This is a genomic window from Streptomyces sp. NPDC005784 (genome assembly GCF_042871525.1).
In the GTDB taxonomy this organism is placed as follows: Bacteria; Actinomycetota; Actinomycetes; order Streptomycetales; family Streptomycetaceae; genus Streptomyces.
In genome coordinates this window covers 545,558-568,249 of sequence record NZ_JBIAIQ010000001.1, presented here as the reverse complement: position 1 = coordinate 568,249, position 22,692 = coordinate 545,558, and the positions used below count along the sequence as shown (strand labels likewise).

The window sequence follows — 22,692 nt, the reverse complement described above, 5'->3', positions numbered from 1 at the left end:
GCACCGCAGATGACGGAACGACCCGCGCAGCGCACTCCCAATCGACAGCTCGCCGCGCTCATCGCAGAAGCGGGGTTCTCCAACGCAGGTCTCGCCCGTCGCGTGGACCAGCTCGGGCTCGAACACGGACTGGACCTGAGATACGACAAGACATCCGTGACCCGGTGGCTGCGGGGCCAGCAGCCCCGCGGGACCACCCCGGCGCTCATCGCCGAGGTCTTCACGCGCCGCCTCGGCCGGCGCCTGAGCGCGCAGGACCTCGGACTCGACGCCTGCGCACCCGTGTACGCGGGGCTGGAGTTCGCCGCGACCCCCGAGGAGGCCGTGGACATCGTCAGCGGCCTGTGGCGCAAGGACTCCGGCAGCCACGCCGAGCTCCGCAAGATCGCCTTCACCCCGGCCGGACTCGTCGTGCCCAGCCGGGACTGGCTGATCGGCCGGGCCGACGACCGGGTCGCCCGGGGAGAACAGCCCTCCCGGGTGCCCGCCCAGGGCCGCCCGGCGGTGCCCAAGGTCACGGCACCGCCCGAGCAGGGCGGACCCTCGTCCCGGCAGCGCGGCCGGACCGAGCGGGGCCCCGGCCAGCGGGTCAGCGGCGGGGACATCGCCGCGCTCCGCTCGGTCGGTGAACTCTTCCGCGCCCTCGACCACGCCTACGGCGGCGGCCACGCCCGCCAGGCGCTGGTCCGCTACCTGGAGCACGAGGCCGAGCCGATGCTGCGCGGCGCGTACGGGGAGCAGACCGGCCGGCACCTGTTCGCCGCCGCCGCCGACCTCACCCGGCTCGCCGGCTGGACGTCGTACGACATCGGCGCGCACGGGCTCGCGCAGCGGTACTTCGTCCAGGCGCTGCGACTGGCGCAGGCCGCGGGCGACCGGGTGTACGGCTCCTACGTGCTCATCACGATGAGCCGGCAGGCCGTCTACCTCGGGCACGGGCGCGAGGCCGTGCAACTCGCGCGGGTCGCCCAGCAGGGCCTCGGCTCGGGGGGTCCGCACGTCGTGCAGGCGCTGCTGCACGCCGTCGAGGCGCGCGGCCACGGGGTGCTCGGCGAGGTGCGGGCCTGCACGGCCTCCCTGGTCCGGGCCGAGCGGGCGCTGGAGACGTCCCGGACCGGCGACGAAGTCCCGCAGTGGGCCCGGTACTTCGACGAGGCGCAGCTCGCCGACGAGTTCGGGCACTGTCACCGGGACCTTCAGCAGTTCCGGGCCGCGGCGCAGCACGCCGAACGCTCGCTGCAACTGCGGGCGCCCGGCTACGCCCGCAGCAGGCTGTTCTGCCGGGTGGTGCTCGCCTCCGCACGGCTCGGGCTCGGAGAGCTCGACCAGGCCTGTCTGCTGGGCGCGGAGGCCGCGGGGCAGGCGGCGGAGATGCGGTCGGCACGGGCCGTGGAGTACGTACGGGACTTCGAGAAACGGCTCGAACCGTACCGGGACGCCGCACCGGTGCGCAGCTACCGGGACAAGGTGGCCGCGCTGAACTGAGCGGGAGGCGGGGGCGTCCCCGGTCTCCGGCCTGGGGTGCCGAAGACCGGGAAGCTCGATGCACTCGCCGGGAGAGGCGAGTCCGCCGCCCGCGGCGGGTCCCCGATCCGCTCCCGCCGGGCGGCCGGGCCACCCGGCGCGAGGGCGGCCAGACCGCCTTTCCCCGCCGGGATGGCCGGCCCTTCCGCCGGGTTCGGTCCCTTGCCCTGGGTGGCTGTCCTTGCCTGCCGGGGAGGCCGTCCCGTCCGCCGGTGGGTCCTCGGTCCGTCGGGCGGGAGGCCGGGCCACCCGGCGGGGTAGCCGGTGAGCGCGGTCCGCCCGCCGGGGGCTCGGTCCGTCCCTCCGCCGGTGCCCGGTCCTCCCGCCGCGACGGTTGGCCTGTTCGCCGACCGGGAGGCTCGCCCTCGGCTCCTCCCGAGCCGCGATCGTGGCTCCCTGCCGCCTGGCGGCCCGGCCTTCGGGCCTTCCGGCGGCCGGGAGCCCAGGAGCCCAGGAGTTCCGGAGCCAAGGAGCGCCGGGAGCCCGGGGTCAGGCGGCGGCGGACTCCAGGGGCTCCGCCAACGGGGCCGGGCGGACGTCCAGGTCGGTCAGGAGGGCGTGGGCGGCCCGCCGGGCGGAGTGCAGCGCGCCCTGCACCGTGCTGGTGTCCCGGTGGTCGCCGCACACGTACAGGCCCGCGAGCAGCCGTACCGGGCGGCGCGGATCGTGCGGTGGCGGCATCGCCGGGACCGCCTCGGGTTCGTGATGGACCGCCAGCAGTTCCCAGCGGTCCGTCGACGTGCCGTAGAGGCGGGCCAGTTGGGCGCGGACCGCCGCGTCCAGGTGGGCCGCGGCGGGCGGAGTGCCCAGCACGGTCGAGGAGATCAGGGCGCGGCCGGCGGGTGCCCGGGTGGGGTCGACCTGGCTGACGACCGCCGTGTGCGCCACCGGACCGCTCCGGTCGGCGTCCAGGAGCAACGCCGGTGCGGTGAGCGGGGGTTCGTCCGTGGTGTGGTGCAGGACGGTCACCGGATGGAAGGCGGGGACGTGCAGTCCGGGCAGGAACTCGGCGGCGGCGCGGGCGCCGGTCGCCAACAGGATGGCCCGGCAACGGAGTTCGCCGTGGTCCTTCGTCGTCACACGGGTCGTGGAGACGGCGGTGACCTCGACGCCCGTGTGCACGGTGCCGGGCGGAAGAGCGGCCGCGAGCAGCTCGGGGAGCGCGTCCGCGCCGCCCTCCGGCAGGCACAGCCGGCCCGTCGCGAAGGAGTGCAGTGCGAGGTCGGCGCAACGGCTCGACGTCTGGAGCTCCGGGTCGCACAGCAGGGCCGCCAGGAGGGGGCGCAGAAAGGTGTCGACCGTACGGGCCGGCAGGCCCCGGGCGGTCAACGCCCGCGCCGCGGTGAGATCCGGACGGGCGAGCAGACGCTCCGGCGGAGTGGAGGCGAGACGCGCGAGGGCTGTGCTGAGACGGGACTGGTCGAGGGGGCCGCCGAGCGGTACGGGGCGGGTGGTTCCGCGCGCGGGCCGGGGCAGCGGAAGCCGGGGGGCGCTCGCGAGGGCGCGCGCGGTGGTGAGTGCGCCCCTCGCGCTCCGGGGAGTGCCTGGCGCGCCCGCCTGGTGGCGGTGGCCGTCGCTGTGCAGGAGCACGCCCGGGGAGAACGGGCACAGGACCAGGGCGCCCAGGCCCGGGGTGTGGCGCAGTTCCGGGTACGAGGTGGACAGGAGCCGGCCGAGCCGGTCCAGCCGGAAGCCGTCGATTTTCTCCGTGGACATACGGCCGCCCACATGGGGGGCGGCCTCCAGGACGGTGGTCCTCAGCCCCGCCCCGGTCAGATGCCGTGCGGCCGCGAGACCGGCGACACCGGCTCCCACGACGACGACGTCCACGTCTTCCGCGATCTCCGCCATGTGCGTGGCTTGGCGTGCGGGCTCTAGCACGTGCCCCTCCTCGAGGTTGCGCGGCCGGTGGGGACGTCATGCCCCCAACACGCTTGTGGGATACCCGAGTTCGGATCGAGGGTGCGAGGTGCGGACGCAAGGGGGAAGTCGCGCGGCGGCCGTGCACGGGAGCATGGGGGGTGCATGTACCTGCCCGGCGGGGGTGGTTGGACCCGCCGGAGGCGCGGAACACGGCACCCCGATGGGGGGGGGAATGCCGGGAGACGGCGGCCTTTCCGGGGGCGGTCACCCGTGAGGGGGCGGGGCGCCCCCGGATGCAGCGGGATCCGCCGGGGGTGCGGAACACCGCGGGGCGTCGGCGCTCCGGTGGGGGTGGAACGCCGGGAGGCGGCGCACTTGCCGGGGGCGGTCACCCGTCTTGGGCGTAGCACCCGGAGACGGGAGGCCTCCCGGGGGCGGGGCATTCGGAGGCGGTGGGACCCGCGTTGGCGGGCGTCCGTCCGGGGCCGGAGCACCCGGAGGCGGCGGGGGCCGCCGGGGCGGGGCGCCCGCGGAGGTGCTCCGGGCCTCCGGAGAGGTCCCCTGTCAGTCCAGGGTCGCTCGCAGTGCTCCCTCGATCGAGGGGAACGCGAAGGTGAAGCCTGATTCCAGGAGGCGGGTGGGCAGGACGCGCTGGCTGCCCAGGATGTCCTCGGCCATGTCTCCGAGGGCGAGGCGCAGGAGCGGGGCGGGGGCGCTGACGAGGGTCGGGCGGCGCAGGACGCGGCCCATGGCCTCGGTGATCTCGCCGTTGGTGAGCGGGTCGGGGGCGGTCAGGTTCACCGGCCCGGACAGCGACTCCGTGTCGATCAGATACCGGATCGCGGCCACCTCGTCGTGCAGCGCGATGTAGCTCCAGTACTGGCGTCCGTTCCCCATCCGCCCCCCGACGCCCGCCCGGAACAGCGGGATCAGCCGGGCCCAGGCCCCGCCCTCGCGGGCCACCACGAGCCCGGTCCTGGGCAGCACCGTACGCACTCCCGCCTCCTGCGCGGGAGCCGTCGCCTCCTCCCACTCCACGCAGACGGAGGGCAGAAACCCGTCCCCGGGCGGCGCCGACTCGTCCACCGCACGGCCGTCCGTGTCGCCGTAGAACCCGATCGCGCTGCCGTTGACGAAGACCCGCGGTGGTTCGTCGAGCGAGGCCACCGCCTCCGCGAGCGTCGCCGTCCCTAGCACCCGGCTGTCCCGGATCATCCGCTTGTACGTCCGCGTCCAGGGCCGCCCCGCGACGGGGGCCCCCGCCAGATTGACCACCGCGGCACACCCGATGAGCCCCACCGCGTCGATCCGCTGCCGCTGCGGATCCCAACGGACCTCGTTGGGCGAGCGCGGCTCACGGCGCACGAGCCGGACCACCTCGTGCCCCTCGGCGCTCAGGGAGCGCGCCAGCGCGGAGCCGATCAGGCCGGACGCGCCGGCGATCACGATGCGGGAACCCGGGGGCAGCGGTGATTCGGTCATGGGTCCATCCTGCCCGCGCCGCGGCGGACTTCACGGAACGGGCGCCAGCGCGGCGGCCGTACAGTGACCGGTATGTCAGCTGCTCCGCGGATACGCACCGCCACCCTCGACGACGAGGACGCGCTCGGCCGGCTCGACCGTGACACCTGGTCCACGCTGCACGCCGTCATGCCGCGCCCCCGGCCGCCGTACGAACCCTTCTACAGTGGGCGGTTCGGTCCCCGGGATCATTTCGTCGCCGAGCTCGACGACCGGCTCGTGGGGTACATCCGGCTGGGCTTCCCGACCCCGCTCGCCTCCAACGCGCACGTCCGGCAGATTCTCGGACTCGCCGTCGCCGACGAGGCCCGCGGCGCCGGAGTGGGCCGCGCGCTGCTGCGGGCGGTGCGGGAGGAGGCCCGCCGCCAGGGCGCCCGGCGCATCACGCTGCGCGTGCTCGGCCACAACACCCCGGCGCGCAGGCTGTACGAGTCCGAGGGGTTCGTCGTCGAGGGGATTCTGCCCGGGGAGTTCCTGCTGGACGGCGTGTACGTGGACGACGTCCTGATGGGGCGCCCGCTCTGATCAGTTCTCGCCGTCGGTGGGCAACGGGCGCGGGCCGCCCATGAGATGACGCAGACAGCGGACCGCCAGGTCGGCGGGCGAACCCGGTCCGTCGGCCGCCGCGTCCGTGGCCGCCCAGGTCTCCAGGGCGATCCGGATCGCGTCCGTGGCCGCGGCGGCGGTCAGCCGGGTCTCCAGCGGGTCCGCACCGGTGCCCGCCAGCCGGGCGACCACCGGGATCAGGCGCTCCTCCGACTCCTGGTTCACCCGGTACCAGACCGCGCGCAGCGCCGGATCGTCGACGGCCGCCCGCAGCAGCGTACGGGTCTGCTCCAGCCTCTCGGCCGCGTGCGCGTCCGGGGCGGACAGGGCGTCCTCGATCGCCGACTCCAGGGCCTTCGGCAGCGCCGTGCCCGGTTCCGTCGCCGCGAGCAGGGCCCGCCAGTGGTCGCCGCCGGCGGCGAGCAGCGGGCCCACGGCGTCCTGCTTGTTGCGGAAGTAGCGGTAGAAGGTGCGCAGCGCCACCCCGGCCCGGCGGGCGATGTCCTCCGCCGTGGTGCCGTCCGGACCGTACTCCGTGAAGAGCTCCGCGGCCGCGCGTGCGATGTCGAGCTGGGTCGCCGCCTTGCGGCGCTCGGTCAGCGAAAGTGCGGGGGCTTCGGGCGCGGGGGCCGGCTGGCTGCTCACGGGGAAAGCGTACGCCGGGAGAGGGGTGGGGGGCATGTTTCGCCGACGCGGCAAAGCGTGCCACATGGGTGGGTCGCGGATGCCGCACGGCCGGAGGCCCATGGTGAGACGACCGTGCTCCCGAGCCGTAGGCAGCCCGTGCTCCCGAGCTGGGCCGGGCGGGCTGTGCTTGCTCCCCGAGCCGGGGGCAGCCCGTGTTTCCGGGCCGGACCGGGCCGTGCTTGCTCCCCGAGCCGGAGGCAGCCCGTGTTTCCGGGCCGGGCTGGGCCGTGGTTGCTCCCCGAGCCGGGGGCAGCCCGTGCTTCCGGGCCGGGCTGGGCCGTGGTTGCTCCCCGAGCCGGGGACAGCCCGTGTTTCCGGGCCGGGCCGGCCGTGCTTGCTCCCCGACCGGGGCAGGCCGTGCTTCCCGGCCGGGGTCGGGACTGAGCCGGCGTCAGGGCTCGGCCGGTGTCAGGAGGTGACGAGGTCGCCCGTGTCGACGCGGGCCGTGGCGTGTGCCGCCTTGTGGGCGTCGCCCGCGACCTCGTGCGCCGTCAGGACGTACCCCGTCTCGCTGTCGGAGGTCGAACGGGCGAAGACCACGCCGTACACCTTGCCGTCGGTGGTGAGGAGCGGACCGCCGGAGTTGCCAGGACGGACGGTCGAGCGGATCGAGTAGATCTCGCGGGTGACCGTGCCGGAGTTGTAGATGTTCTGCCCCGTCGCGTTGATGCGGTTCGCGACCGTGGCCGCCTGGAGGTCGAGGCCGCCGTCCTGCGGGTAGCCCGCGACCACCGCGGAGTCGCCGCGCGAGGCGACTCCGTCGAAGTGGATGACGGGGGCCCGCAGACCCGGCACGTACAGGACGGCGACGTCCTTCTGCGGATCGAAGAGCACGACCCGCGCCTGGTAGGGGTGGCTGACCCCGCCCACCCGCACGGTCGGCCGGTCGATGCCCGCCACCACGTGCGCGTTGGTCATCACGTGCCGGGAGGCGTAGACGAAGCCGCTGCCCTCCCGGCCCTGGTTGCCCGAGACGCCCTCGACCTTCACGGTGCTCAGTTTCGCGGCGTTCGTCGCGGACGGCGTCACGCTGTCCCCGGAGGGCTTGGCGACACCGGCCGTCGGTTCGTTCTCGAACGGGTTGAAGACCTGCGGGAAGCCCGCCTCCGTGAGCGCCGAGGTCGCACGCGAGAACCAGGTCGGAGTCGTCTCCGGCATCGTCTTCTGCACGGCGCCCAGCAGCGCCGAGTTGCGGATCGACTGTGTCACCACCGTCGACGAGGACGCGCCGAGGACGCTCGCCGCCACCCAGGCCACCAGCAGCACGGCCAGCGTGTTCGCCGCGGCTCCGCCGATCCCGTCGGCCACCCGCAACGGCCCCTCGTCCAGCTCGCGGCGCAGCTTCAGCGCCAGCCGCCCGGCCAGCTCGTGACCCACCACGGCGGGCACCAGCACCGTGAGCACCGCCGTCACCGTCGCCGCCGGTGTCCCCGCGGTGACCAGCTCCATCATCCAGGGAAGCACCCATACGCCGATGACGGCACCGCCCACGAAACCGGCCAGCGAGACACAGCCGGCCACCAGGCCACGGCGGTACCCGGACGCCGCGTAGACCAGGATCACCAGCATCAGCAGGAGGTCGAGCACGTCCACGGAGCCGCCTTTCTCTAGGGCCCCTTAGTACGCGTCGGGCGGGCCCAGTGATCAGCCACGCGCGTTCGGTGCCGCGGAAGACGGCCACACACCCGTGGACCTGTAGAAACGTCCCGGGTACGTCCGATGGTTCCACCAGGTGGCACACCACACATCGCGGCCCGCGCGGATCCGGGTCAGGGTGGCTCCATGCGTGTCTTCCGGAAGCCGCGGGGGCCTCGAATACGGAGCGGGGAGCAAGCGTCCCGCCCCGCGCGTCATGGGCGCCGCGGACGCCCGGCGCCCCGAGCCCGCGAGGTTCGCACAGGGGCGGAGCGAGATCCGCGCGCCCCTCTGTCGTCCGGTGTGCGCCGGTGTGCGCCGGTGGGGCTGCCGCGACGGGTCCTTCTCCTCCTCGGGTGCGTACCCGGCCTGCTCGCCGCCTTGGCGCTGGTGATGTGCGTGGCCGGGGTCGACCACACGGCGGCCCGCGCGGCCGCCCCGCCCCCGGTCGCGGCCCGGCTCACCGTGCCCCACCCCGTCGCCCGGCCGGTCATCGTGCCGCGCTCGAAGTGGCTCGACGCCGCGAGCACGCGCAAGCAGCCGCCGCCCCGCTACGACGACCGTGTCGTCGCGGTCTTCATCCACCACACGGACTCGCCGAACGGCTACGACTGCGCCGACGTGCCCCGCATCATCCGCGACGTCTACGCGGGCCAGACCGGCGCCAAACAGTGGGACGACATCGGCTACAACTTCCTCGTCGACCGCTGCGGCACGATCTACGAGGGCCGCGCGGGCGGTGTCGACCGGCCCGTCACAGGGGCGCACACGCAGGGCTTCAACCATCGCTCCGCCGGGATCGCCGCGATCGGCACCTTCACGGCGGGAGCACCGGTGCCGAGGGCGATGACCGACGCGATCGCCCGTCTCACGGCCTGGAAACTCGGGCTCGGCCGCGTCGACCCCCGGGGCACGGTCCGCCTCGTCTCCAGCAACAGCCTCAGCCGTTACGCGGCGGGCACCGCCGCCGTGCTCTCCACCGTCTCCGGCCACAACGCCGCCTTCATGACCAACTGCCCCGGCGCGGCCCTCACCGCCCGCCTCCCCGAGATCCGCGCCCTGGCGGCCCGCTACCAGGGCCGCTGACCGCCCGTCCGAACCCCGCGCGACAGTCACAGGTACGCCCCCGGCCGCTCACAGACTCCCCAGAGCCGTGCGCCCTACGGTCGCCGTACGCACTGACCGGAAGTGGGGAATCATGAGGATCAGTCGGACGGAGCCCGCGAGCCGCGCGGGGAGCGGGGCGCACGCGAGGCGCATCGCGGGCGCGCAGGACGCGGGGAACGCGCACCCGGCCGACGGCCGGGTGAAGGCCGTGCGTGGCCCGTGGGCGGTTGTCTGCGCGATGGCGACGGTCGTGCTGGGCCCGGCGGCGGTCACGGCGTCCGCGCTCGACCAGGCCAACGCGGCCCCGATGCACCACACGGTGCGCGCCGAACAGCCGCAGGCGTACATCCCCTCGGACCTCGGCCGACGGCGGACCGCGGCCTAGTGCTGCAACGGCAGTACCAGGGCCTGCCTGACAATTCCCGCCGGGCCCGTCAGTCCTCCCGGAACCGCTCCCACAACTTGGGGTAGCGCTCCGCGATGACCGACTCGTTCTCGAAGTCGAGCGGAGTGCCCTCGGGCTCTCCGGCCGCGGCCGGGATGCCCAGCGCGGGCGCGACGGCACCGGTCAGCTGCTCGTAGGCCTCGTCGGCCGCGTAGCCCAGCTCCTCGCCGTCCCCGTCGATCTCCTCGTCGAAGTCCTCCAGGAGCTCGGCGAGCGTGTCGGGGTCGTGCATCGCGCCCTCGAAGACCTCCCGGCCCTGGCCGATCAGCCAGCACCGGAAGAAGTCGAAGGCGTCGTCGCTGGCCCCGTCGAGCAGCACCCAGGCGGCGCCCCACAGATCCCAGCGGTAGGCGCGGTTGTAGCGCGACTCGAAGTGCCGGGCGAAGTCCAGGACGGAGATCGGGTCCAACTGGACGAGCCGCTCGACGAGCAGGTCGGCCTGTTCCTCGGGGTCGCCCTCGGCAGTCTCGCGGGTCGCGTCCACCAGCTGCCAGAACTCCGTCTCGTCCATCACGGGTCCAGCATCGGGCCTGGGCGGGAGGGACGCACGTGGAGTGGCGCAGATTGTTATGCATGCACATGCCGAAGGTAAAACCGCCGGGTTCGTACGGATTTCAATCGGCCGGCGCGGAGGGACCTCACGGGGTCCGCGATCACGGGCGGAGCGCCGCCGATCCGGCCGCGATCACCGGTAGAGCGAGGCCGATCCGGCCGCGTCCTCCGCGCACCGCTCCCGCAGAAGCGCCGGAGCCAGCACTTCCACCTCGGGCCCGAGCCCCCGCAGCTGTATGCGGGCGACCTCCTCCGACTCGACCGGGAGCGTGAGAGTCACCCAGCCCTGTCCGTCGGGGGCACCGGACGTGCCGAGCCCCTCCTTCGCGGACACGGGATCAAGGACGTACGGCAGCTGTCGTACGCCCTCCGGGGACAGCCGTACGACGACCTCGGACCGCAGGACGGACCGGGCGAACTCCTCCGCCCGCTCCTCCCAGAACGCGGGCAGGTCGAACCCGTCGTCCCGGCGGAACCGCTCCGCACCGATGTCGACGGCGGTGAACCGGTCGATCCGGTACACCCGGAAGGCCGCAGCGTCCGCGACCCGTGCACACAGGTACCAGACGCCCGCCTTCAGGACGAGCCCGTACGGTTCGAGCGTCCGCTCCACCTCGGACTCGCCCCGCCGGTAGCGCGCGAGGACCGGGCGGTCGTCCCACACCGCGTCCGCGACGGAGGGCAGCAGCTCCGGCGTCCGCGGCTCGCTGAACCAGGCGGGCGCGTCCAGATGGAACCGCTGCGCCGCCGTGCGCGAGGCGTCCCGCACGGAGGGCAGCAGCGCCGCCGACACCTTGAGCCGGGCCGCCGACGCGGTGTCCTGAAGGCCCATCTCGCGCAGCGCCCCCGGCACCCCGCTCAGGAACAGCGCCTCCGCCTCGCTCCGCGCCAGCCCCGTCAGTCGTGTCCGGTACCCGCCGACCAGGCGGTAGCCCCCCGCCCGCCCCCGGTCCGCGTACACCGGGACCCCCGCCTCCGACAGCGCCTGCGCGTCCCGCGTGATCGTGCGCTCGGAGACCTCCAGCTCCCGCGCCAGCTCGGCGGCGGTCATCGAGGCGCGGGCCTGGAGCAGCAGCACCATCTTGATCAGACGAGCAGCACGCATGTGTTCATGATGCCGGGCACCACTGACAACGCGGAGACGGGCCGGCCGACCTCGCGAGGCCGCCGCGCGAGGGCGCCTCGCAGACCACCGCGCAACGCCGCCGGGAAAACCGAGAAGGGGCACGGCGACCGCCGTACCCCTTCTCCGCGTTCAACCCCCGTGCACTACAGGCCGTAGCGCTCCCGGGCCTCCTTCACCGCGGACGCCTTGACCTCACCGCGGCGGGCGAGCTGCGCCAGCGCCGCGACGACGATCGACTGCGCGTCCACGCCGAAGTGACGGCGGGCCGCCGCACGGGTGTCGGAGAGGCCGAAGCCGTCGGCACCGAGCGAGGACCAGTCCTGCTCGACCCACTGCGCGATCTGGTCCGGGACCTGGCGCATGTAGTCGGAGACCGCGAGCACCGGGCCCTCGGCGCCCTGCAGCGCCTGGCGGACGAACGGCACCCGCTCCTCGCCGCGCAGCAGGGCCGCGTCGGCCTCCAGCGCGTCGCGGCGCAGCTCGGTCCAGGAGGTCGCGGACCACACGTCGGCGGCCACGCCCCACTCCTCGGCGAGCAGCTTCTGGGCCTCGAGGGTCCAGTGGATCGCCGTGCCGGAGCCGAGGAGCTGGATCCGCGGAGCGTTCGCCGCCGCCACGTTCAGGCCCGCCGACTCCGACGTGTTGAAGCGGTACAGGCCCTTGAGGATGCCCTCGTCGATACCGAGACCGGCCGGCTTGGCGGGCTGCGGCATCGGCTCGTTGTAGACGGTCAGGTAGTAGAAGACGTCCGAGTCCTCGCCCGGGGCCGCCTCGCCGTACATCCGGCGCAGACCGTCCTTGACGATCGCCGCGATCTCGTACGCGAACGCCGGGTCGTAGGACAGGGCCGCCGGGTTGGTCGCCGCGATGACGGGGGAGTGGCCGTCGGCGTGCTGCAGGCCCTCACCGGTCAGGGTCGTACGACCGGCGGTGGCACCGACCAGGAAGCCGCGGCCGAGCTGGTCGCCGAGCTGCCACATCTGGTCGGCGGTGCGCTGCCAGCCGAACATCGAGTAGAAGATGTAGAAGGGGATCATCGCTTCGCCGTGCGTGGAGTACGCGGTGGACGCGGCGATGAAGTCCGCCATGGAACCGGCCTCGGTGATCCCCTCGTTGAGGATCTGGCCGTCCTTGGCCTCCTTGTAGTACATCAGCTGGTCGCGGTCGACCGGCTCGTACGTCTGGCCCTTGGGCGAGTAGATGCCGAGGGACGGGAAGAGCGACTCCATACCGAAGGTACGGGCCTCGTCCGGGACGATCGGCACCCAGCGCCGGCCGGTCTGCTTGTCGCGGACCAGGTCCTTGACCAGCCGGACGAACGCCATCGTCGTCGCCAGGTTCTGGGTGCCGGAGCCCTTGTCGAAGGACGCGAACGTCTTGTCGGCGGGGGCCGGCAGCGGGGCCAGGGCGTGCGTGCGGCGGGCCGGGGCCGGGCCGCCGAGGGCCGCGCGGCGCTCCTGGAGGTAACGGACCTCGGGAGAGTCGGCGCCCGGGTGGCCGTAGGGCACCACGCCGTCGACGAACTGGCTGTCGGAGATGGGCAGTTCGAGCAGATCACGCATCTGCTTGAACTCGTCCGTCGACAGCTTCTTCATCTGGTGGTTGGCGTTCTTCGACGCGAAGCCCTCGCCGAGGGTGTGGCCCTTGACTGTCTGGGCCAGGATCACCGTCGGCGCGCCCTTGTGGGAGAGGGCGGCGCGGTAGGCCGCGTACACCTTGCGCGCCTCGTGGCCACCGCGGGAGAGGTGGAAGCACTCGAGGATCTTGTCGTCGCTCAGCAGCTTCGCCATCTCGACGAGCGCCGGGTCGGCGCCGAAGAAGTCCTGGCGGATGTAGGCGGCGTCGCGGGTCTGGTACGTCTGCACCTGCGCGTCGGGTACCTGGCGCAGGCGGCGGACGAGCGCGCCCGTGGTGTCGAGCCGGAACAGCTCGTCCCAGGCGTTGCCCCACAGCGACTTCACGACGTTCCAGCCGGCGCCGCGGAACTGGGCCTCCAGCTCCTGCACGATCTTGAAGTTCGCGCGCACCGGGCCGTCGAGGCGCTGCAGGTTGCAGTTGATGACGAAGGTCAGGTTGTCGAGACCCTCGCGGGCGGCGAGTGCGAGTGCCGCCGTCGACTCCGGCTCGTCCATCTCGCCGTCACCGAGGAACGCCCATACGTGGGACGCCGAGACGTCCTTGATGGCGCGGTTGGTGAGGTAGCGGTTGAAGCGGGCCTGGTAGATCGCCGACAGCGGGCCGAGGCCCATGGAGACGGTCGGGAACTCCCACAGCCAGGGCAGCCGGCGCGGGTGCGGGTACGACGGGAGACCGCTGCCGCCCGCCTCCTGGCGGAATTTGTCCAGGTGGTGCTCGCTCAGACGCCCGTCGAGGAACGCTCGGGCGTAGATGCCGGGGGAGGCGTGGCCCTGGATGTAGAGCTGGTCGCCGGACCCGTCACCCTCCTTGCCCTTGAAGAAGTGGTTGAAGCCGGTCTCGTAGAGCCAGGCCGCGGAGGCGAAGGTGGCGATGTGGCCGCCGACGCCGTGCTTCGCGCCCCGGGTCACGATCGCGGCCGCGTTCCAGCGGTTCCACGCGGTGATCCTGGCTTCCATCGCCTCGTCGCCGTCCACGGTGGGCTCGGCGGCGGTGGGGATGGTGTTGACGTAGTCGGTCTCGAGCAGCTTGGGCAGCGCGAGGCCGTTGCCCTCGGCGCGCTCCAGCGTGCGGCGCATCAGGTACGCGGCACGGTGCGGCCCGGCCGCCTGGGTGACGGCGTCCAGGGAGGCCTGCCACTCGGCGGTCTCCTCGGGGTCGCGGTCCGGGAGCTGGTCGAGCTCGCTCGGCTGGATTGCGGTGGGGTCGGTCATTGCGCCGCCTTCCGGATGCGGAGGGGGGTTCCCTCATCGGCAAGGGGTGTTCGGGGGTGCCCTTGGTCTATGGCAGGACAGGGCGGAGGGCTCTTGTAGGAGCCCGTCGGTGACTGTAACTCCCTGATCGATGATCGATCAAAGGATTCCGAGGGAAATTCTCCTCAGATCGGAAAGTCGGCACGGGGTGCCTTGAAGCCAGGCACCGGGTGCCTTGAAAATCGACGGTTCTCGCAGGTGGGAGCACGCTTGAGCGCGGGTGTGCTCCCCTGCGCCGGTGCCGTCCGGCCGTCCCTCACGGGCGAGGGGCGCAGCCGAGGACATGGGCCTTCACGAGGTCGGCGATCAGTGGATCGCGCCGCCGGAAGGCGTCCACGAGGGCTTCGTGCTCCTCCGCGTACGACTGCTGCACGGTTCCGAGCCAGCGGATGGACAGGGCCGTGAAGACCTCGATACCCAGGCCCTCCCAGGTGTGCAGGAGGACGGAGTTCCCGGCCGCCCTGACCAGCTCGCGGTGGAACCCCACGGTGTGCCGCACCTGACCGGTCCCGTCCGCCAGCCGGTCGGCCTCGTACAGCGCCGTCACATGCGGTTCCAGCGCCGAGCAGTCCTCGGCCAGCCGATCGGCCGCCAGCTCCGCCGCGATGGCCTCCAGACCGGCTCGGACGGGGTAGCTCTCCTCCAGGTCGGCGGCCGTCAGATTCCGCACCCGGACGCCCTTGTTCGGCGCCGACTCGATCAGCCGCAGCGACTCCAGCTCGCGCAGCGCCTCCCTGACCGGGGTCTGGCTGACCTCCAGCTCGGTGGCGATCCGGCGCTCCACGATCCGCTCGCCCGGCTTCCAGCGCCCGCTGACGATCCCCTCCACGATGTGCTCGCGGATCTGTTCGCGCAGCGAGTGGACGACGGGCGCGGTCATGAAGGCTCCTTCGGGAGGGCGTTTGACCTTTAGACAATAAGGCCGTGCCCCGGTCGGTGAGGGGTGCATGGCGGCGCTTTCCCGCAGGTGAGACGAGACTTACACGCTGTCAGAGTGTTCCCGTCCGTACGGGCTCGTACCGGGTGAAGTCCGGATTCGTGCCGTCGATGTGACCGTCGAACACGGTGCCCGGCGGAAGAACGGCGCACCGGGAACCCGGCCCCCGCACAAACACGGCACCCCCGCCCGGAGGTCCGGACGGGGGTGCCGTGTCAGCGTGCGAGCGGTGCGGGTTACAGGCCGAGCTCGACCTCGAACTCGCCCGCCTCCAGGATCGCCTTGACCGCGGTCAGGTAACGGGCCGCGTCGGCGCCGTCCACCAGTCGGTGGTCGTAGGACAGCGTCAGGTAGGTCATGTCGCGGACGCCGATGACGGTGCCCTCTTCCGTCTCGATGACGGCCGGACGCTTGACCGTGGCGCCGATGCCCAGGATCGCGACCTGGTTCGGCGGCACGATGATCGTGTCGAAGAGCGCGCCGCGCGAGCCGGTGTTGGAGATGGTGAAGGTCGCGCCGGACAGCTCGTCCGGGGTGATCTTGTTCGCCCGGACCTTGCCCGCCAGGTCGGCGGTCGCCTTCGAGATACCGGCGATGTTCAGGTCGCCCGCGCGCTTGATGACCGGGGTCATCAGGCCCTTCTCCGAGTCCACCGCGATACCGATGTTCTCGGTGTCGAAGTAGGTGATCGTGCCCTCGTCCACGTTGATCCGGGCGTTGACGGCCGGGTGGGCCTTCAGCGCCTGGGCCGCCGCCTTCACGAAGAACGGCATCGGGGAGAGCTTGACGCCCTCGCGGGCCGCGAAGGAGTCCTTCGCCTGCGCGCGGAGCTTCATCAGGCGGGTGATGTCGACCTCGACGACCGAGGACAGCTGCGCCTGCTCGTGCAGGGCCTTCACCATGTTGTCGCCGATGACCTTGCGGATGCGGGTCATCTTGACGGTCTGGCCGCGCAGCGGGGAGGACTCCAGGACCGGCGCCTTCTTGGCGGAGGCGGCCGGAGCGGAAGCGGCCGGTGCCGGAGCGGCGGCCGCGGCCTTCGCGGCCTCGGCGGCCGCGACGACGTCCTGCTTGCGGATACGACCGCCGACGCCGGTGCCCTTGACGACGGCCAGGTCGACACCGTTCTCGGCGGCGAGCTTGCGCACCAGCGGGGTCACGTACGCACCGTCGTCACCGGCGGGCGCGGCGGGCGCCGGAGCCGGGGCGACGGGGGCGGGCGCGGCCACCGGCGCGGCCACCGGCGCGGGCGCCGGCGCCGGAGCGGCGGGCGCGACCGGGGCGGCCGGCTGGACCGGAGCGGGGGCGGCCGCGGCCGGGGCAGCGGGGGCCGGAACCGGGGCGGCGGGGGCGGCCGGAGCCGGCGCGGGGGCCGCCGGAGCGGCCGGCGCGGCAGCGGCCGGAGCCGCACCCGGAGCGCCGATGACGGCCAGCTTGGCGCCGACCTCAGCGGTCTCGTCCTCGCCGACGACGATCTCCAGCAGCACGCCGGCGACCGGCGCGGGGATCTCGGTGTCGACCTTGTCCGTGGAGACCTCGAGCAGCGGCTCGTCCTCCGCGACCTCCTCGCCGACCTGCTTCAGCCAGCGGGTGACGGTGCCCTCGGTGACCGACTCGCCCAGCGCGGGCAGCACGACGTCGGTTCCGGAGGCGCCACCGGCCGGAGCGGCGGGGGCGGCGGCGGGAGCGGCCGGGGCCGCGGCGACCGGGGCGGGAGCGGCCGGAGCGGCGGCCGGGGCCGGAGCCTCGGCGGCGGGAGCCGGGGCGGCGGCGGGCGCGCCCGTGCCGTCGTCGATGACGGCCAGCTCGGCGCCGACCTCGACGGTCTCGTCCTCGGCGACCTTGATGGACGCCAGGATGCCGGCGGCGGGAGAGGGGATCTCGGTGTCGACCTTGTCCGTCGACACCTCGAGCAGCGGCTCGTCGGCCTCGACGCGCTCGCCCTCGGCCTTCAGCCAGCGGGTGACAGTGCCCTCGGTGACGCTCTCACCGAGTGCCGGAAGGGTTACGGAAACCGGCATGGTTTCTGTTGCTCCTTATTGGGGTCTCCCCTGCTCGATCGGAATCGAGAGCGAGGGGAAGTGCGGAAGTCTGTGGTCGTCGTCGCGCCTGCTCGACGCGGGGACTGGGTACAGCCGGCGGCCGGCAGGACCGGCCGGGGCTGATCAGTCGTGCGCGTGCAGCGGCTTGCCCGCGAGGGCGAGGTGGGCCTCGCCGAGCGCCTCGTTCTGCGTCGGGTGGGCGTGGATGAGCTGAGCGACCTCGGCGGGCAGCGCTTCCCAGTTGTAGATCAGCTGGGCTTCGCCGACCTGCTCGCCCATGCGGTCGCCGACCATGTGGACGCCGACCACGGCACCGTCCTTCACCTGGACGAGCTTGATCTCGCCCGAGGTGTTGAGGATCTTGCTCTTGCCGTTGCCCGCGAGGCTGTACTTCAGGGCGACGACCTTGTCCGCACCGTAGATCTCCTTGGCCTTGGCCTCGGTGATACCCACGGAGGCGACCTCGGGGTGGCAGTACGTCACGCGGGGGACGCCGTCGTAGTCGATCGGAACGGTCTTCAGACCGGCCAGCCGCTCGGCGACCAGCATGCCCTCGGCGAAGCCGACGTGCGCGAGCTGGAGCGTCGGGACGAGGTCGCCGACGGCCGAGATGGTCGGGACGTTCGTGCGCATGTACTCGTCGACCAGGACGTAGCCGCGGTCCATCGCGACGCCCTGCTCCTCGTAGCCGAGACCGGCCGAGACCGGGCCGCGGCCGACGGCGACGAGCAGGAGCTCGGCTTCGAACTCCTTGCCGTCGGCGAGGGTGACCTTGACACCGTTCTCGGTGTACTCGGCCTTCGAGAAGAAGGTGCCCAGGTTGAACTTGATGCCGCGCTTGCGGAACGCGCGCTCAAGAAGCTTGGAGGAGTTCTCGTCCTCGACCGGGACGAGGTGCTTGAGGCCCTCGATGACCGTCACCTCGGTGCCGAAGGACTTCCACGCCGAGGCGAACTCGACGCCGATGACACCGCCGCCGAGCACGATCGCGGACTGCGGCACGCGGTCCAGGACGAGCGCGTGGTCGGACGAGATGATGCGGTTGCCGTCGATCTCCAGGCCCGGCAGCGACTTCGGTACGGAGCCGGTCGCGAGGAGCACGTGGCGGCCCTGGACGCGCTGCCCGTTCACGTCGACGGAGGTCGGGGAGGACAGACGGCCCTCACCCTCGATGTACGTCACCTTGCGGGACGCGATGAGACCCTGCAGACCCTTGTACAGACCGGAGATGACCCCGTCCTTGTACTTGTGGACGGCGGGTACGTCGATGCCCTCGAAGGTGGCCTTGACGCCGAACTGCTCGCTCTCGCGGGCCTGGTCGGCGATCTCGCCCGCGTGCAGCAGGGCCTTCGTGGGGATGCACCCACGGTGCAGGCAGGTTCCGCCGACCTTGTCCTTCTCGATCAGGGCGACGTCCAGGCCCAGCTGCGCTCCGCGCAGCGCCGCGGCGTAACCGCCGCTACCGCCGCCGAGGATCACTAGGTCGAAAACGGTGCTGGCGTCGTTCGCCACGTCACGTCCTCCATGCATGTGCGCCGTAACGCCGGGCACCTTTGTCCCTTACGGGCGGTTGACCGGTCGGTCGGCTGGTGTCCGGCCGCTCTTTCTACGGCCCTGTGGTGGGGGCCCTGTCCTGCCGAGAACCCATCTTCGCACTTGTCGAGGGCGAGCGAGACGCCGGGCCGGTGTGTGGGACGTCTGATCCATCACGTCGACGGGGTGCGGAGCCGGGTGAACCCGCGGATTTCGTCGAGGGCGAAACCTCCGTACGGCCATACGAGCGGCCCCGGGCGAGTCGATGCCCGGGGCCGTGCGCCGTACGAAGGCTCAGCCCAGGTCGCCGGCCGCCGTCAGTTCGGCGAGACGGACCAGGGTGCGGACCGCGGAACCGGTACCGCCCTTGGGGGTGTAGCCGAACGGGCCGGCCTCGTTGAACGCGGGGCCCGCGATGTCCAGGTGGGCCCAGGTGATGCCCTCGCCCACGAACTCGCGCAGGAACAGACCGGCGACCAGGCCGCCGCCCATGCGCTCGCCCATGTTGGCCATGTCGGCGGTGGGGGAGTCCATGCCCTTGCGCAGGTGCTCGGGCAGCGGCATCGGCCAGGACTCCTCGCCGACCTCCTCGGCGGCCTCGACGATCGAGGCACGGAACGCGTCGTCGTTGGCCATCACGCCGAAGGTGCGGTTGCCCAGCGCCAGCACCATCGCGCCGGTCAGGGTCGCCACGTCGACGATGGCGTCCGGCTTCTCCTCGGACGCCTTCCACAGCGCGTCCGCGAGGACCAGCCGGCCCTCGGCGTCGGTGTTGAGGACCTCGACGGTCTTGCCGCTGTACATGCGCAGCACGTCACCCGGACGGGTGGCGGAGCCGGAGGGCATGTTCTCGGCGAGCGCGAGCCAGCCCGTGACGTTGACCTCCAGGCCGAGGCGCGCGGCGGTGACGACGGCGGCGAAGACCGCGGCGGCGCCGGCCATGTCGCACTTCATCGTCTCGTTGTGCCCGGCGGGCTTCAGCGAGATGCCGCCCGAGTCGTAGGTGATGCCCTTGCCGACGAACGCGAGGTGCTTGGTGGCCTTGGCGGAGGTGTACGACAGCTTCACCAGGCGGGGACCGGCGGCCGAGCCGGCGCCGACGCCGAGGATGCCGCCGTAGCCGCCCTTCGCCAGGGCCTTCTCGTCGAGCACCTGCACCTTGATGCCGTGCTCCTTGCCGGCCGCGGTGGCGACGGCGGCGAAGGACTCCGGGTTGAGGTCGTTCGGCGGGGTGTTGACGAGGTCGCGGGCGCGGTTGAGCTCCTCGGTCACGGCGGTGGCGCGCGCGACGGCCGCCTTGTAGGCCGCGTCCCGGGGCTTGCCGCCGAGCAGCGTCACCTCGCCGAGCGGACCCTTGCCGTTCTTGGCCGCGTCGCCACGGCCGGTCTCCTTGTAGGCGTCGAAGCCGTACGCGCCCAGACGGGCGCCCTCGGCGACGGCACCGGCGTCGGCGGCGTCCTGGATCGGCAGCGCGAAGGCGGCCTTCTTGGCTCCGGCGAGCGCGCGGGCGGCGACACCGGCCGCGCGGCGCAGCGCCTCGGCGTCGAAGCCGGCGTCCTCCTCGGGGACCGCTCCCAGGCCGACGGCCACCACGACGGGGGCCTTGAATCCGGACGGCGCGGGCAGCTTGGTCACCTCGCCCTCGGAGCCGGAGGCGCCGAGGGTCTCCAGGATTCCGGCGAGCCCGCCGTCGTACGCCTTGTCCACGGCCTCGGCGCCCGGTGCGACGACCGGGCCCTTGGGGCCCTTCGCGACACCGACGACGATCGCGTCGGCCCGCAGACCTGACGCTGCGGCGGTGCTGAGAGTGAGAGCAGTCACGGTGGTGAGATCTCCGCTTCCATTGAAGTTCGTGTGGCCGAGAGGGGTGGGTCGACCGGGCCCGACGGCTGACCCTAGATCCGTCCTCGGGGGCGGTCCTTGCCGGGGCCCCTGACAGGGCGGGCGAGTACCCGGGACGAGCCTACGCTCGGGGTCGGGTTTCGCTCATTTCTACGGACGTTCACCCACAAGTGGCGCCGTGCTGGATTCCCGCCCCTCACTCCTGGTGACCTGAGACACACTCATCGTGTTCCGGTGAGCAGGCCGCTCACTGGTTTGCACGATTTCCACAGATCCCCCACGGTTTCCACCCGAAGGGGGATCTTCGAGGGGGAGGCGCAACACATGGCACAGAGTCTGCATCGGTGGAGAGGGACGGCCGCCGTCCTGGGGGCCGCCGGACTCCTGGCGCTGGGAGTGGGGGCACCCGGCGCATCCGCGGCAGCCACGCCGCGGATCGATCTCAAGGTCCTGGTCGTCGACAACGGCGCGGGCCAGGTCGGGGCGATCACCGCGGAGCTGAAGAACTCCGGTGTCCCGTACACCACCGTCAATCTGGGTGACGCGAGCCGCCCGACCATCAGCGCGACGTTCCTGAGCGACACCGTGAACGGCGCACCGCGCGCGAAGTACCAGGGCGTCGTCCTGCCGAACGAGGCGCCGTTCGGCCCGGGTTCGGCCGAACAGACCGCACTGGAGGCGTACGAGAAGACGTTCGGCATCCCCCAGGTGGACGCCTACACCTGGGCACACCCCGAGGTCGGTCTTGACTACACCGACCAGAACGGCGGATGGGCCGGTGTGCTGGACGGCGCACGCACCCAGATCACCGCGGCGGGCACGGCCGGCCCGTTCCGCTACCTCGACGGACCGCTGACCTTCGAGGACAACGACCCGGCGGTCCAGGAGACCTACGGCTACGCGGCCCACCCGAGGGACGGGTTCACCAGCTACCTGGACGCACCGACCGGCGGTTCGATGCTCGGGCAGTACGCCCACGACGGGCGCAACGAACTCGTGATCACCTTCGCGTACAACCAGTACCAGAAGCAGTTCAAGGTCCTGGCGCGCGGCATCGTCGAATGGCTCACCCAAGGCGTGCACCTCGGACAGAGCAGGAACTACTTCTCCGTCCACGTCGACGACGTCTTCGCGCCCGACGCCCGCTGGGACTCCCAGCTCAACTGCACGCCCGGCGACATCGACTGCGCGGGCAGTAACGGCGAGGACACCACCACGCCGATCCGGATGACCGCGGACGACGCCGCCTACGCCGCCCAGTGGGAGGCCGACCACGGGTTCACGCTCGACATGGTCTTCAACGCGGGCGCGGGCGAGGAGTGGAAGACCGAGAACGGCGGCACGGACGCCCTCACGGACCGGCTGCTCGCCGACAAGGCCAAGTTCCGCTGGATGAACCACACCTTCACGCACCTGTTCCTCGGCTGCGTCCAGGACACCACGACCGTCCCCTGGACCTGCTCGAAGAACGCCGACGGCTCGACGAAGTACGTGAGCCGGGCCGACATCTCCGCGGAGATCTCGAACAACAACAACTGGGCGGCCTCCCACGGCCTCTCCACCGACCGCACCGAACTGGTGACCGGCGAGCACTCGGGTCTCAAGACGCTGCCCCAGCAGCCCGACGACAACCCGAACCTCGCGCGCGCCCTCTCCGCGAACGGCGTCAGGTGGACCGGGTCCGACAACTCCCGTGAGCCCGAACAGCGTTCGGTCGGCAACGGCGTGATGACCGTCCCCCGCTACCCGATGAACATCTACTACAACGCCGGCAAGGCCGACGAGATGGCCGACGAGTACAACTACATCTACACCTCCAAGGCCGACGGCGGCAGCGGCCTCTGCGAGAACAACGCCACGTCCACCTGCCTGCCGGCCCCGCTGAACACGGCCACCGGCTACGCCGACTACATCGTCCCGGTGGAGGCGCGCAACGCGCTGTCGCACGCCATCGGCAACGACCCGCGCCCGCACTACGTCCACCAGTCCAACCTGGCCGAGGACCGCATCCTGTACCCCGTCCTGGACAAGGTGCTCTCCGACTACAAGGCCATCTACGCCGACAACACCCCGCTGCAGAACCCCCGCCAGAGCGCGATCGGCACCGAGCTGCAGCGCCGCACCGCCTGGCAGACGGCCCTGGCGAGCGGCAAGGTCACGGCCTACCGCGTCGGCAACACCGTCACCGTCACCGCCCCGTCCGGGACCGAGATCCCGGTGACCGTGCCCGAGGGGACCAAGAAGCAACTCCTGCTCGGCACCACCGCGTTCGGCACGCCGTACGCGGGACAGCGCAATGACTGGACCAAGCCGGAGCTCCTTCAGTCCGCGGTCAAGCTGAACCTGCCCGCGTAAGCACGGCAGTTCCGCGGCTCGCGACGCGCACCCCGGTCCGACACCGGCCGGGGTGCGCTCGCGAGCCGTGCAACGGGGGGCCGGGGGGC

The 22,692-nt window shown here is 72.5% G+C and carries 16 protein-coding genes; 5 read left to right on the top strand and 11 right to left on the bottom strand.

The window, feature by feature from the left end; genetic code table 11:
* The first annotated feature begins 9 nt into the window (after window positions 1-9).
* Window positions 10-1,485, top strand: a complete 1,476-nt coding sequence (locus ACFYR3_RS02465; protein WP_389281128.1) for a regulator — start codon at window positions 10-12, stop codon at window positions 1,483-1,485.
* Window positions 1,486-2,013: 528 nt separating this feature from the next.
* On the opposite strand, the gene ACFYR3_RS02460 is transcribed toward ACFYR3_RS02465, so the two are convergent.
* The gene (locus tag ACFYR3_RS02460; RefSeq protein ID WP_389281228.1) at window positions 2,014-3,375 is read right to left on the bottom strand and encodes an NAD(P)/FAD-dependent oxidoreductase; all 1,362 of its coding nucleotides are present in this window, start codon (window positions 3,373-3,375) and stop codon (window positions 2,014-2,016) included.
* Between the two features lie 576 nt (window positions 3,376-3,951).
* Complete coding sequence (locus tag ACFYR3_RS02455) at window positions 3,952-4,869, bottom strand: TIGR01777 family oxidoreductase (RefSeq protein ID WP_389281126.1); 918 nt, start codon at window positions 4,867-4,869, stop codon at window positions 3,952-3,954.
* 72 nt (window positions 4,870-4,941) lie between these two features.
* Between ACFYR3_RS02455 and ACFYR3_RS02450 the strand changes: the two genes are divergently transcribed.
* Window positions 4,942-5,433, top strand: coding sequence for a GNAT family N-acetyltransferase (locus ACFYR3_RS02450; protein ID WP_355845375.1), 492 nt, complete (start codon window positions 4,942-4,944; stop codon window positions 5,431-5,433).
* On the opposite strand, the gene ACFYR3_RS02445 is transcribed toward ACFYR3_RS02450, so the two are convergent.
* A complete protein-coding gene (locus tag ACFYR3_RS02445) occupies window positions 5,434-6,099 on the bottom strand; it encodes a TetR/AcrR family transcriptional regulator (RefSeq protein ID WP_389281124.1) in 666 nt (221 codons plus the stop codon). It abuts the gene before it with no gap.
* 450 nt (window positions 6,100-6,549) lie between these two features.
* Window positions 6,550-7,734, bottom strand: a complete 1,185-nt coding sequence (locus ACFYR3_RS02440) for a MarP family serine protease (RefSeq protein WP_355845381.1) — start codon at window positions 7,732-7,734, stop codon at window positions 6,550-6,552.
* Window positions 7,735-8,097: 363 nt separating this feature from the next.
* On the opposite strand from ACFYR3_RS02440, the gene ACFYR3_RS02435 reads away from it, so the two are divergent.
* Both ACFYR3_RS02435 and ACFYR3_RS02430 read left to right on the top strand, forming a co-directional pair.
* On the top strand, window positions 8,098-8,862 hold the full coding sequence (locus ACFYR3_RS02435; RefSeq protein WP_389281122.1) for a peptidoglycan recognition protein: 765 nt from the start codon (window positions 8,098-8,100) through the stop codon (window positions 8,860-8,862).
* A gap of 112 nt (window positions 8,863-8,974) precedes the next feature.
* A complete protein-coding gene (locus ACFYR3_RS02430; RefSeq protein WP_355845462.1) occupies window positions 8,975-9,268 on the top strand; it encodes a hypothetical protein in 294 nt (97 codons plus the stop codon).
* Window positions 9,269-9,317: 49 nt separating this feature from the next.
* On the opposite strand, the gene ACFYR3_RS02425 is transcribed toward ACFYR3_RS02430, so the two are convergent.
* From ACFYR3_RS02425 to ACFYR3_RS02395, 7 genes are all read right to left on the bottom strand, one after another.
* Complete coding sequence (locus ACFYR3_RS02425) at window positions 9,318-9,839, bottom strand: DUF4240 domain-containing protein (RefSeq protein WP_356783637.1); 522 nt, start codon at window positions 9,837-9,839, stop codon at window positions 9,318-9,320.
* Window positions 9,840-10,013: 174 nt separating this feature from the next.
* Window positions 10,014-10,985, bottom strand: a complete 972-nt coding sequence (locus ACFYR3_RS02420; protein ID WP_355845384.1) for a WYL domain-containing protein — start codon at window positions 10,983-10,985, stop codon at window positions 10,014-10,016.
* A 164-nt stretch (window positions 10,986-11,149) separates the two neighbouring features.
* Complete coding sequence (gene aceE, locus ACFYR3_RS02415; RefSeq protein WP_389281120.1) at window positions 11,150-13,855, bottom strand: pyruvate dehydrogenase (acetyl-transferring), homodimeric type; 2,706 nt, start codon at window positions 13,853-13,855, stop codon at window positions 11,150-11,152.
* 295 nt (window positions 13,856-14,150) lie between these two features.
* Window positions 14,151-14,774 (bottom strand): GntR family transcriptional regulator, encoded by a 624-nt coding sequence (locus ACFYR3_RS02410; RefSeq protein ID WP_356783616.1) that lies wholly within the window; start codon window positions 14,772-14,774, stop codon window positions 14,151-14,153.
* Window positions 14,775-15,067: 293 nt separating this feature from the next.
* Entirely contained in the window at window positions 15,068-16,852 is a 1,785-nt protein-coding gene (gene sucB, locus ACFYR3_RS02405) for a 2-oxoglutarate dehydrogenase, E2 component, dihydrolipoamide succinyltransferase (protein WP_389281118.1), read from the bottom strand.
* A 144-nt stretch (window positions 16,853-16,996) separates the two neighbouring features.
* Entirely contained in the window at window positions 16,997-18,385 is a 1,389-nt protein-coding gene (gene lpdA / locus ACFYR3_RS02400; RefSeq protein ID WP_355845393.1) for a dihydrolipoyl dehydrogenase, read from the bottom strand.
* Between the two features lie 315 nt (window positions 18,386-18,700).
* Window positions 18,701-20,227: a leucyl aminopeptidase gene (locus ACFYR3_RS02395; RefSeq protein WP_355845396.1), complete on the bottom strand. Its 1,527-nt coding sequence runs from the start codon at window positions 20,225-20,227 to the stop codon at window positions 18,701-18,703.
* Between the two features lie 345 nt (window positions 20,228-20,572).
* Between ACFYR3_RS02395 and ACFYR3_RS02390 the strand changes: the two genes are divergently transcribed.
* A complete protein-coding gene (locus ACFYR3_RS02390; protein ID WP_389281116.1) occupies window positions 20,573-22,603 on the top strand; it encodes a hypothetical protein in 2,031 nt (676 codons plus the stop codon).
* The last annotated feature ends 89 nt before the right edge of the window (window positions 22,604-22,692 follow it).